At 75.7% G+C, this 12195-nt stretch carries 8 protein-coding genes and 1 pseudogene; 2 read left to right on the top strand and 7 right to left on the bottom strand.

Annotated features, from left to right (window positions below; translation table 11 throughout):
* Positions 1-101: 101 nt before the first annotated feature.
* The 6 genes from ACWGSR_RS10720 to ACWGSR_RS10745 all read right to left on the bottom strand — a co-directional run bounded on the left by ACWGSR_RS10720 (position 102) and on the right by ACWGSR_RS10745 (position 7646).
* Positions 102-1904 (bottom strand): S8 family peptidase, encoded by a 1803-nt coding sequence (locus ACWGSR_RS10720; RefSeq protein ID WP_376230843.1) that lies wholly within the window; start codon positions 1902-1904, stop codon positions 102-104.
* A gap of 540 nt (positions 1905-2444) precedes the next feature.
* Positions 2445-3302: a GNAT family N-acetyltransferase gene (locus tag ACWGSR_RS10725; RefSeq protein WP_453565378.1), complete on the bottom strand. Its 858-nt coding sequence runs from the start codon at positions 3300-3302 to the stop codon at positions 2445-2447.
* A gap of 402 nt (positions 3303-3704) precedes the next feature.
* Complete coding sequence (locus ACWGSR_RS10730; protein WP_453565381.1) at positions 3705-4604, bottom strand: hypothetical protein; 900 nt, start codon at positions 4602-4604, stop codon at positions 3705-3707.
* Entirely contained in the window at positions 4601-5629 is a 1029-nt protein-coding gene (locus tag ACWGSR_RS10735; RefSeq protein ID WP_453565384.1) for an SPFH domain-containing protein, read from the bottom strand. The genes ACWGSR_RS10730 and ACWGSR_RS10735 overlap by 4 nt, the downstream gene beginning before the upstream one ends.
* 155 nt (positions 5630-5784) lie before the next feature.
* Entirely contained in the window at positions 5785-6786 is a 1002-nt protein-coding gene (locus tag ACWGSR_RS10740) for a DMT family transporter (protein WP_376230847.1), read from the bottom strand.
* The gene (locus tag ACWGSR_RS10745) at positions 6783-7646 is read right to left on the bottom strand and encodes a phosphatase PAP2 family protein (protein ID WP_453565387.1); all 864 of its coding nucleotides are present in this window, start codon (positions 7644-7646) and stop codon (positions 6783-6785) included. The genes ACWGSR_RS10740 and ACWGSR_RS10745 overlap by 4 nt, the downstream gene beginning before the upstream one ends.
* A gap of 221 nt (positions 7647-7867) precedes the next feature.
* Between ACWGSR_RS10745 and ACWGSR_RS10750 the strand changes: the two genes are divergently transcribed.
* Positions 7868-8470: a TetR/AcrR family transcriptional regulator gene (locus ACWGSR_RS10750; protein ID WP_376230849.1), complete on the top strand. Its 603-nt coding sequence runs from the start codon at positions 7868-7870 to the stop codon at positions 8468-8470.
* A gap of 132 nt (positions 8471-8602) precedes the next feature.
* Here ACWGSR_RS10750 and ACWGSR_RS10755 read toward each other — a convergent pair whose 3' ends face one another.
* Positions 8603-9202 (bottom strand): DUF309 domain-containing protein, encoded by a 600-nt coding sequence (locus ACWGSR_RS10755; protein ID WP_453565389.1) that lies wholly within the window; start codon positions 9200-9202, stop codon positions 8603-8605.
* Positions 9203-9402: 200 nt separating this feature from the next.
* On the opposite strand from ACWGSR_RS10755, the pseudogene ACWGSR_RS10760 reads away from it, so the two are divergent.
* Positions 9403-12188 (top strand): annotated as a pseudogene (locus ACWGSR_RS10760) (ATP-binding protein).
* The last annotated feature ends 7 nt before the right edge of the window (positions 12189-12195 follow it).

The raw sequence follows: 12195 nt of genomic DNA on the forward strand, positions 1-12195 counted from the left end.
CCCACAACGCCAGGACGCGCCCGTGGTGTAGACCACGAGCGCGTCGCTGACCAGCAATGATGCTGATGTGGGGGGTGGGTCGAAGGTGGTGCGGTGGTGCTTTAGAAGGTGAGGCTCCACGAGTCGATGTAGCCGGTGTCACCCGTGGCCACATCGCGGACCTGGAGCTTCCAGGTGCCGTTGGCGACCTCGTCCGACGCGTTGACCGTGTAGGTCGTCACGACGTTGTCGGCGCTGTCCGAGGACGACGAGGTCTTCAGGTTGCGCACCGTGCCGTCGGGGGCGACCAGGTCGACGACCAGGTCCCCGCGCCAGGTGTGCTTGATGTCCACGCCGACCTTGAGGGCGGCGGGCGCGTTGCCGGTGCGGCCGGTGACGGCGATCGGGGACGACACGGTGGTGTTGTCCGGGACCGACACGCGGGTCGCGTTGGTGAAGACGTTGCCGGCCGGCGGCGTGGTGGTGGTGACGGCGTTCACCGTCTTCGTCGCGTCGGCGATGCCCGCGCCGCAGCCGCCGGTGCAGGTGCCCGGCAGCGGACGGGCGTTGGCCTTGATCGCGGACTCGATGTCGGCCGGGGTGAGGGTGCTCTTGGCCGACTTCAGGAGGGCGGCGAGGCCGGCGATGTGCGGCGCCGCCATCGACGTGCCCTGGTAGGGCTTGTAGTTCTCGGCCGACTGGGTCGTCGCACCCGAGTTCAGCGTCGAGAGGATGCCGTTCTCGGGGGTGGTGACGGTGCCGGGCGTGTCGGTGGCGCGGCGGGTCTCGCCGCCGGGCGCGGCCACGTCCACGGCGGTGCCGAAGTTGGAGTAGTACGACCGGTTGCCCTCGCGGCTGGTCGACGCCACGGTGATGACGCCCGAGCAGTTGGCGGGGGTGAAGCCGGAGGTGTTGAGGTTGCTGTTGCCCGCGGCCACGACGACGGTGGTGCCGCGCGAGACGGCGCCGTTGATGGCGGTCTGGTAGACGCTCGGGCAGGTCGAGCTCGCGCCGCCCAGGCTCAGGTTGACGACCTTCGCCGGGGTCGCGTTGGCCGGGACGCCCGGCACGGTGCCGCCGGAGGCCCAGGTGATGGCGTCGGCGATGTCGGCGGACGAGCCGCCGCACTTGCCGAGCACGCGCACGGGCTGGATCTTCGCGTCGTACGCGATGCCCGCGATGCCCTTGGTGTTGTGCGTGACGGCGCCGATGGTGCCGGCCACGTGGGTGCCGTGCCAGGAGGAGCTGGAGGCCTTGGAGCCGCTGCCGCACTCGTTGTCGGTGGCGTTCCAGTCGCCCTCGTCCTTCGGGTTCGCGTCGCGACCGTTGTTGTCGCGGGCGTCGGCGGAGGAGGAGATGAAGTCGTAACCGGCGACGACGTTGGCCGCCAGGTCCGAGTGGGCGGCGTAGCCGGTGTCGATGACGGCGACGGTGACGCCGGAGCCGGTCGTCTTGTCCCAGGCCGCCGGGACGTTCATGCCGCCGGTGGCCTCGAAGAGGTCCCACTGCTTGGCGTAGTCGGTGTCGTTCGGCGTGGCCGCCATCGCGTAGGCGCGGATGTCGGGCTCGACGGAGGCGACGGCCGGGTCGGCGCGGAACGCGTCGATGACCTTCGTGACGTCCTGCTTGGTGGCGCTGTCGCCCAGGTCGACCAGGGCGGAGCCGGCGGCGAGCCGGCGCTCGAAGGAGAGCTTCTCGCCCGTCTTCGCGGCCTTCTCGGCCGTGTCGCTCTGCGCGGCGGCGTTGGAACCGGCCTCGGCGGCCTGGTTCTTGTAGGTGACGATGAGCTTCTCGACCGGGGCGCTGGGCAGCGCCTGGATCGCCTGCGAAACCGGCGCGGGCTTCGGGGTGGGAGCGGCCGGGGCGGCGGCGAACGCCCCGGAGGTGGTGGCAGCGGCACCGAGGATCGCGGCACTCGCGACCACGGATATGACTCTCCGCCTGGAACCGTTCAAGGTGTGGCCCTTTCGATTACGACGTAACTGCGAAGCAGTGGCGGCGGCGCGGGACACGGGGGCGAAGTGGGGGTCGCGGTCCGGTGTTCCCTGGGCTTGGGGGGCCCGTGCGCCGCCACCGGCGCGACGGCCCGGGTCAAGGCCGTCACCGGCGGACGCCACCCTTCGCATGCACCTGTCACGGTGCGATTCGAAGGATGATATCTGCCGGTGCGGAGGACAGTAGGGAACGGGGGGGTGAACCCGATACGGGGAAAACCCTTGTCACCCCTCAGGGGGCGGCGGGGGGTCGGCGAGGGGAGGGGGCGCGGGGCCCGTCGGGGGCGCCGGAGAGGGCTGCCGGGACCGGGCCCGCCGGGGCCGGGACGCCGGTTAGGGCCCGCGGCTCCCGTGGCTCCCGCCGGTTAGGGCCCGCGGCTCCTGTGACTCCCGCCGGTTAGGGCCCGCGGCTCCCGTGGCTCCCGCCGGTCCGGGCCCGCCGCTTTCCCCGTTTCCCCCGTTCCCACCGGATCAGCCCAGTTCGAGCGTGGTGACCCCGAAGACGCGCTCGCGGGCCACCGGGCGGACGGGGCCGGTGTACATCCGGGCCGTCTCGAACGTCGGCTCCAGACCGCGCTCCAGGGCCAGGCGCGCCGCCGCCGGGTTGACCTCCGGCATGTCGACCGCGATCCGGTCCGAGCCGAAGTCCCTCGCCTCGGCGGCGAGTCCGTCGAGCAGGGCCGCCGCGTCCGCCGGGGTGTCCGCGAACAGCGGCCCGATCCGGGCCTCGTCCTGAGCGGGACGAACCACCCCGTACCCGGTCAGACGTCCGTCGACGACCCGGGCCAGGGCGCGGTGCCCGGGGGTCGCCAGCCAGGCGGAGAGGAAGCGCGGCCGGTCGGCGTGGTGGCAGGCCCCGTCGTACGCCGCGAGGGCGGCCGGGCCGACCCGCCCGGCGGGCACCAGACCGGCCGGCGGGCCGTCCGGGGCCGGGACCCCGCCCACGTACCGCGCCGTGCGGTACGCCGTCGTGAAGCCGGAGCGCCGGTAGTTGTCCTGCTGCGCGGGCACGCCGTCGAGCCCGACGGCCCGGTCGCCCGCGCGGCCGAGCGCGGCCCGCCAGGTGGCCAGGCCGTGGCCGAGGCCGCGGAGTTCGGGGCGCACGAGGTAGAAGCCGAGGAAGGCGTAGGAGTCGTCGTAGGCGACGACCGAGACGGCGGACACGGGCTCCCCGTCGATCCGGCCGAGGAAGAAGCCGCCGGGATCCTGCGCGAAGAACGCCGTGACGTCGGAGAGCCCCGGGTTCCACCCCTCCTCGGCGGCCCAGGAGCGCACGAGAGCCCAGTCCTGCGGCGTGGCGGGGGAGACGGTCAGCGAGCCGGGGGCCATGGGGTGTCCTTCGACGACCGGGAGGGAGGGGGGAGGGTACGCGGAGGCCCGGACGGCTTGACGGCAGGGGACGGGTGGATATCCGGGCAAAGCGCGCCGAGCATAACGCCGTACGGGCTGCCGTCCGGCCCGGACCGATCGGATCCGGCCGCGCGTACGGCGGGGCCGGAGCCGCCCCGACGGCGCTCCCGTACCTGGGCGGAGCCCCCGGATCTCCCGTACTCGGGCGGGGCCGCGTCTCAGTGCTCCCGTACCTGTGCGGAGCCCCCGGATCAGTGCTCCCGTACCCGGGCGGGGCCGCGTCTCAGCGCTCCCGTACCCGGGCGGAGCGCCCTGCTCGGTGCTCCCGCGCCTGGGCGGGGCGCCCGGATCGGTGCTCCCGCACCAGGGCGGAGCCCCGGATCAGTGCACCAGGCGCAGGCGCGCTGCCGCGATCGTGAGGCGGACCGTCTGGCCCCACGTCAGTTCGAGCGCGTCCGACTCGACGCCGTCGCCGAAGGCGACCAGACGGTCCGACTCGACGGTCAGGCGCAGACCGGGGCCGGGGCCGAGGAGGCCCTCGACGCGGGTGGTGCCGGTCGTCGGCGACGGCCAGGCCTCGCGCACGAACCAGGCGAGCCGGGGGTCCGAGGGCGCGGGCAGCGTGAGCGCGCTGGAGCGCTGCTCCCACAGGGAGCGCAGCCAGCCCGTGGCCCCCGTGCCGGTGCCGACGAGGACGCCCGACGATGCCTGGGCCTCGGCCGGGGCGTCCGTCCCGTCGAGCCCGAGCGTGTAGCGGGCGGTCTGGTGGCCCGGCGGCCCGACGTAGATCTCGTTGAGCGCGAGGAGCCGCTGCGCGTCGTCGGTGACGGCCTCGACCATCGTCAGCTCGTCGACCGCCGCGCCCTCCCCCGCCGCGTACGGCAGCAGCCGCCGCGCCCGGTCCGCCCGGTGCCGGACCAGGACGCCCGGATTGCGCCCCGGATCCGCGTCGATGCCGACGACGGGCTGCCCGGTCAGGTACTTCGCCGTGTTGGCGACCAGGCCGTCCTGCCCGACCACCACCACGACGTCCTCGGGCCCGAACAGGAACCGGTCCAGATCGGCGCGTTCCACCCGGGTCTGCCGCCACGCGAGCGGCACGGCGCCCGCCACCTCGGCGAGCGCCCGGTGGGCCCGCTCGTGCCGCTCGCGCACGGCCTCGACCGAGCGGCCGCGCGCGGAGAGGAAGAACGCGGCCTGCCCGTGCGTGCCGTGCCGGGCGAGCAGCTCCTCGTACTCCGTCGTCCGGTGCACGAGCACCGCGCGCGGCGCGAGGCTCACGACCGCGCCCCGCCCGTGCCGCCGGCCCCGCCCTCGCCGCCCAGCCGGGCGAGCAGCCCGGTGAGCACGTCCGGGGAGAGCGTCAGGTGCTCGATCCGGGGCAGGTTCTCGGCCGCCCGCTGCACGGCGAGGGCGTGCAGGACGGCCGGGTCGGCCTCCGCGTGCGCCCGCAGCCACGCGGACTGCGCCCCGGCGCGCGCCTCGCCGACCTCGCGCGCCGCCTCCGCCTCGGCCCGGGCCAGCCGGACCTTCCGTACGGCCTCGGCCTCGGCCCGCACCGCGTCGGCGGCGGCGTTCTCCTCGGCCTCGCGGCGCGCGTTGGTGCCGCGCTGCTCGACGAGCCGCTCCTCCTGCCGGGCCAGCTCGATCTTGCTGGCGAGCTCGTTCTCCGCGATGGCGCGTTCCCGCTCGACGGCGACCGCCCGGCGCTCGTAGGTGGCCCGGTCGGCCTCCTGCTGGATCTGCTCGCGGGCGGGGGTGCGCAGGGCCCGCTCGACCTCGGGCTCGGGGCGGATCGCCACGACCCGGACGGCGACGACCTCGATGCCGGTGTCCGGCAGGCGCGGCTCGGCGGCGAGACCGGTCGCGATGCGGTCCCGGACCGCCGCCACGCCGTCGACGAGCGCGGCGGCGAGGGCGGTGCGGGCGAGGACGTCGAGGGCGTGCTGCTGGGCGGTCTCGGTGAGGAGGGTGGCGATCTGCTCCAGCGGGGTGCCGCGCCAGACGCCCGTGTCGGGGTCGACGGAGAAGTCGAGCCGGGTGGCCGCCGCGCCCGGGTCGCCGATCCGGTACGTGACGGTGGACTGCACGCTCACGTCCTGGAAGTCGGCCGTGCGGGCGTGGAAGGCCATGGCCAGCTCCCGGTCGTTCACCGGGACCTCGGAGAGGGCGGCGGTGCGCGGCCGGAACCAGAAGCTGAGCCCCTCGCCGTCGTGGACGAGCCGTCCCCGTCGCTGGTGGCGGATGTGCGCGGTGGGCGCGGAGCGCAGATGGCGCCAGCCGGCCCGCCGGGTGATGTCGGCCATGGAAACCCCCTTGTCGTCATGTTGACGATAGGGGGTGGATCCGGTTGTCGTCAAGGTGACGAATTGCAGGTGACGGGGTGACGGGGTGACGGGGTGACGGGGTGACGGGGTGACGGGGTGACGGGCCGGGTGAGGGGGCCGGAAGGCGGCCGTCCTCATCCGGCGAGCGGGACGCCCACCGGTTCGGCCTCCGGCGCGGCGATCCGGGACGCCGGCACACCGCCGACGGCCCCGGCGGCGACGCCTTCCCCCGCGACGCCGCCGGTCTTCACGACGGTTCCGGCCCCTCCCGCACCGCCCCGCGTCAGGAGCACCACGCCCCGCGCCGCGACCAGCGACGCGCCGGCGGCGGCGAGCCAGCCCCAGGCCCCGGCCCGGAAGGTCTCGCCGAGGAGGGCCACGCCGATCACCGCGGCGGCCGCCGGGTTGGAGAGGTTGACGACGGCCAGCGGGGCCGCGAGCCCGCCCCGGTAAGCCGCCTGCGAGAGCAGCAGCCCGCCCGTCGCGAAGCCGGATATGAGCACCGCGAGCAGCGCGGTCTGCCACCAGGTCGGCTCGGTGCCGGGAAGGTCGAGGGCGAGCGCGGCCGTCAGGGTCTGGGTGAGTGCCGAGGCGACGCCGGAGGCGATGCCGGAGGCCGTGGCGTGTCCGAGCCCGCGCCCGGCCCGTCCGCCGCTCCCCTGGAGGCGGCCCGAGGCGAGCGCGGCGATCAGGAGCGCCGTCGCCGCGGCGACGGCCAGCGACTCGCGCAGGCTGAGCGCCTCGCCGGGGGCCGCGGGTCCCGTGACGGCGACCAGGCCGACGAGACCGGCCAGGGTCCACAGGGCTCCGCGCCACTCGGTGCGGGTCACCCGCCGGCGCGCGCGGTACGCGCCGAGCGGCAGCGCCGCCACGAGGGTCAGCGCGCCGAGCGGCTGGACCAGGGTCAGCGGTCCGTAGTGCAGGGCGGCCACGTGGGCGAGGGCCCCGGCGGCGTTCAGGCCGACCGCCCACCACCACTGCCCGCGGGCGAGCAGCGCGCGCAGCGCCCCGCGTCCGCCGGGGGCGGCGGACGACGCGGCGGCGAGCCGGGACTGGGCGACGGCGGCGAGCGCGTACCCGGCGGCGGAGACGAGGGAGAGGAGCACCGCGAGCACGGTGCCGGCGGCGGGGTTCATCGCAGGGCTCCGACCGTGAGGGGGGCCGCCTCGACCGGACGGCGTACGGGTGGGGGCGCCGTCCGGTGGCCGGGGGCGCGGACGGCGAGCAGGGCGAGGCCGAGGAGCGCGGCGGCGGCGAGCGCGTCGAACCAGTAGTGGTTGGCGGTGCCGACGACGACGAGCAGGGTGAGCAGCGGGTGCAGCAGCCAGAGCGCCCGCCACCGGGAACGGGTGGCGGCGATCAGGCCGATCGCGACCATCAGGGCCCAGCCGAAGTGCAGCGACGGCATGGCGGCGAACTGGTTCGCCATCGAGTCCGCCTCCGGCACCGCCCCGTAGACGGAGGGGCCGTAGACGCGGGCGGTGTCGACGAGCCCGGCGGCGGCGAGCATCCGGGGCGGCGCGAGCGGCATCAGCAGGTGCAGCGCGAGCGCGGCGGCGGTGAGGAGCGCGAGGACGCGGCGCGACCACAGGTAGTGGGCCGGGCGGCGCAGGTACAGCCAGACGAGGAAGGCGGCGGTGGCGGGGAAGTGCACGGCCGCGTAGTACGTGTTCGCGGCCCGGACCAGCGGCTCGCCGTGCAGCAGGAGCTGCTGGACCGCCCCCTCGCCCGGCAGGTGGAGCGCGCGCTCGGCGTCCCAGACGCGGTCGGCGTTGTGGAAGGCGCGGACCTCGTGGCCGTTGGCGAAGAGCCGGCCGAACTTGTAGACGAGGAACAGGGCGGTGACGAGCAGCAGCTCGCGCAGGAGGGGCGGTCGCGCGGCTCTTCCGGGAGCCCCTCCGTTCTCCTCCGGCTCCCCGCCGGCGCCGTTCCCGGCGGGGCCGGTAGCGGGCTTCGCCCCCGGTCCCGCAGGACGTGGTCCTCGTATCCCGCGCATCCCGGCAGCCATCGTGCGGCCCTCTAATCCGTCAAATCGGCAACAAACGGAGGAAGCCTAGATCCGTTTTCATCGAGACGCAAGCGTCTCGATACGTTTGCGTCTCGATTGTGCACCCCCTACTCTCGTATGTGCAGAGCCAGACCCGCGGGGCAGGGACGATCCGGCCCGTACGGGAGAGACACAGCGGGGACACGGAGGTGTCCGCCCGGGAGGGACCGATGTCCACACAGGCCGCGACCGCCGCCGCCCGGCGCAGCAAGATCACGCCGGAGCGCGAGACCGAGCTCTACGACGCGGTGCTCCGCCTCCTCCGCGAGGGCGGCTACGACTCGGTGACCATGGAGGGCGTCGCCGCCCTCACCAAGTGCGGCAAGGCCACGCTCTACCGGCAGTGGGGCACGAAGCCGCAGCTCGTCACCGCGGCCCTCGCCCGGCGGCGCTGCGTCGTCTTCGGCGGCATCGACACCGGCACCCTCGCCGGCGACCTGCGCGAGGCCGCCCGCATCGCCGCCTCCCACCACGAGCGCGACGCCGGCCTCATGGAGGCCGTGGCCCAGGCGTACATCCAGTACCCCGACCTGCGCGCCTCGTTCCGCGAGACCGTCATCGCCCCCGAGATCGCCGCCATCGACGCGATCGTGGCGCGCGCGGTCGAGCGCGGCGAGGTCGCGGCCGGCAACCCCGCCGTCGACCTCGTGGCCCCCGCCTTCCTCGGCATGCTCCGCATCGAGCGGATCTGCGAGGAGCGCTTCACGGACTCCTCGACCATGCGGAGCTTCGTCGACGCCGTCCTCCTCCCGGCGCTGCGCGCCACCGGCTGAGCCGGGACGCCGTCCGGGTCCGCAGCGTCCGCGAGACCTCGTCCCCTGACGACGGGGCGCGGGTCCTCGCCGTCCGGCCGCACGTCCGTACCGCGACGGGAGATCGACGCGGCGGGGAAGCGGCGGGCGGAGTCAGGAGGCGTCGAGGCGCAGCCGCGGCGCCTCGACGACGGCGTCGACGGTGACGGAACCCTCCGTCCCGCCCCCTTCCGTACGACCGGCCAACTCCCGCGCCCAGGAGACGAGCCCGCCGAGGTCGATCCCGTACGGGCCGGCTTGGGGTGCGGGTACGGACGAACCGCCCTCGGAAGCCCCGGCCCCCGACACTCCGGCCTTCGAAGTCCCGCCCTCCACCGCCCCCGCCCCGACCGCCGTCAGCCGGTCGGCTCCGCGTCGCAGCAGGCGTGCCCCGCCCGCCGCGTTGCCCCGGGCCGCGTGCGTCAGGCCCACGGCGAGCTGGGCGAGTCCCTGCCACAGGTCCCGTTCCGCCTCGGGACCGGACTTCCAGGCGTCCTCGAAGACCTCGTGCGCGTGGAAGGGCATCCCGGCGTCGAGCAGCCGCTGCGCCTCGCGCAGGGTCGCGCCGGGATCCCGTACGACCCCCTCCGGCTGCCGGGGCACCCCCTCCGCCCCGTACGGAAGCGGACGGCCGAGCCCGTCGCGGGGACGGGCGCTGCGGGCCCGCCCCTCCCCGTCGCGATCCCTGCCTCGGTCGTGCGTGGTCCGGTTCACCCTTCCATTGTCGCCCCCGGAACGATCAGGAACGCTAGGCTCGTCCGACAAGCGCTTCGTGCCGGTCCGCGTGGGTCTCGCCGGCCGCGGCGCGCAAGGAGCTCGGGTAGGGGAGTGAGTCACCGGTGCCGTCGGATCCCGAACAGCCGTCGCCCGTCACACCGTTCGTGCCCGCCGTCCCGGACGGGTCCCACGGCGGGCTGCTCGAACGCGATCCGGAACTGGCCGCGGCCGCCCACGCCGTCGACGAGCTCGTCGCCGGGGCAACGGAGGGCGGCCCGGTGCGCGGCGGCATCCTCGTCTACCGGGGAGAGGCGGGGATCGGCAAGACGACCCTCCTCGACGAGATCCACCGCACCGCACGCGACCGGTGCACCGTCCTGACGGCCCGGGGCGGCGAGACCCTCACCTCGGTCCCGTTCCACGTCACCCGCCAGCTGCTCCAGCCCGCGCTCGACCGCTTCGACGAGGAGGACGTACGCCTCCTCTGCGGCGGCCACTTCGACCTGCTGGCCCCCGCGCTCGGCCTCGCCCCGCCGCCTCCGCCGTCGGCCGCTCCCGCCGACCCGCAAGGTGTGCGGGACGGCCTGGCCAAGCTCCTGGGGCGGCTCGCGGACCGGCTGCGGGACCGGCCGCCGGTGCTGCTCGTGGACGACGCGCACTGGGCCGACGCCGAATCCCTGGCGTGGCTCGACGCCTTCACCCGGATCCGGCGGGACCGCCGGCTGCCCGCCCTCGTCGTCCTGGCCCACCGGCCCCTGGCGGAGGGGACGCAGCGCACCGGCGTGCCGGCCGTCCTCGCCGCGCTCGCCGACCGCGCCGTCGTGACCCTGGGCCTGCACGCCCTCACGCTCGGCGCCACCGCCGCGCTCGCCCGGGACACGCTGGGCGGCCACGCGGACGAACCGTTCTGCCGCGAACTGTGGACGGTGACCTCCGGGAACCCGTACGAGACGGTCGAACTGCTCGCCAAGGCCCGCGACCGGATGCTCGAACCCGTCGCGGGCTCCGCCTCCCTCCTCCGCGGCCTCGGCGCCGAAGCGCGCGGCGGCGGGCTCGTCGCCCGCCTCGAAGAGCTCGGCGCCGGCCCGACCCGGCTCGCCTGGACGATCGCCGTCCTCGGCGCGGACAGCACGCCGGACCTCCTGGCGTCGCTCGCCGGCACGAGCGGGCCGGAGGTCGCCGAGCACACCGAACTCCTCCGCCAGGCGAGGATCGTGACGACGGGGGCGGACCGGGCGGCGCGGACCGGCTCCGACGCCGGGGACGACCCGAACGCTGCGGTCGCGGGAGCGCCCGCCCAGGCGAGCACCGCCGACCCCGGCTCCGCCCACCTCGACCCCGTCCACCCGGACTCCGCCCACCTGGAGTTCGCGCACCCCCTCATCGCGTCCGCCGTGTACGGCTCGATGTCACCGGCCGCGCGGACCGCCATGCACGGGCTGGCCGCCTGGGCGCTCACCGCGGCGGGCCACGGACCGGCCGCCGTCTCCCGGCACCTCCTCGAAGTGCACCCGGACGAGGACGAGGAGGTCGTCCGCCAACTGCGTGCGGCCGCCGTCGAGCACCTCGCCGTGGGTGCCCCGGACGCGGCCCGGCGCTGTCTGGAGCGGGCCCTGGAGGAACCGCCGGCCCCGGACTCGTACGCCAGGGTGCTGTACGAACTGGGCTGCGCCTCCCTGCTGACCGCGCCCGCCGCCACCGTCCGGCACCTGAGCTCCGCACTCGGCCTGCCGGGCCTGGACGACGACCTGCGCATCGACGCGACCTACCGGCTCGCGCAGGCACTCGCCCACAACAACCAGCTCCGGGAGGCCGCGCGGGTCCTGGCCGACGAGGCCGTCCGCACCCCGCCCGGCACCGACCGACGCCGTCTGCAGGCGGCGAACTTCATGTACGAGGGGTTCCAGGCCGCGGAGGAGGACGGCCCCGCCCGCTCCCGCCGCCTGGCCGACCTCACCGCGCACTTCACCGGCGCGGACAACTCCGAGCGTGCCCTCCTCACGGTGCGCGGGTTCGACGCGATGATGCGGGGCGAGCCCGCCGACGAGGTCGTCCGCCTCTGCGACCTCGCCCTCGTCGACGGCATACCGGCCCGGGGCCTCGGCTGGACCGACGCCACCTGGGGCTTCGAGATCCCGGCGCTGACCGGCATCGCGTACGCGTTCTCCGACCGTCCCGACCGGGCCGGGGCGCTCTTCACGGAGGCGGTCCGCGCCTTCGAGATCTCGGGTTGGAGCGGCGCCCACGTCGCCTTCGCCCACACCCTCCTGGGCCTGGTCCACCGGCGCCGCGGCAACCTGCCGAGGGCGCAGCACTACCTGGAGGAGGGCCTGCGCCTGGCCGACCGGGTCGGCAACGGCCTCCCCGTGCACTGGGACACCGCCTGCCTCCTCGTCGACACGCTCGTCGCCCGGGGCCGTACGGCGGAGGCGCGCAGCGTGGCCGACCGCTACTCCTTCGGGCCGCCGTGGCCGGGCGCGATCGTCCTGCCCGACGGCCCCAGCGTCCTCGGCCGGCTCCTGCTCGCGGAGGGGCGCGTCGAGGAGGCGGTGGCCACCCTGGAGGCCCCGCGTCCGAGGCCCTGGTCGAACGGGGCCGCCACCACGTCGTGTGGGCCCCGTGGCCCCTGGACCTCGCGCGGGCGCTCGCTCCCACGGACCCGGACCGCGCGGCCGGGATCGCCGCCGAGGCCCGTGTCCACGCCGAGCGCATCGGCACCCGCACGGCCCTCGGCGAAGCCCTCCGCTGCGCGGCCCTCATCGCCGACCCGCCCGAGTCCCGCCGCCTCCTCACCGAGGCCGTCGACCACCTGGCCGCGTCCCCCTCCCGCTACGAGGAGGCCCGCGCCCGCCTCGACCTGGCCCGGGTCACCGGCTCCGCCGAGGCCCTCGCCGAGGCGACCGCCCTGGCCACCACCTGCGGCGCGTCCCTCCTCACCGCCGACGCGGTGACAGCCCGTGCGTCGTCCCACCCTCCGCAGTGAGGTAATG

This window comes from Streptomyces sp. NPDC055632, from assembly GCF_053618675.1.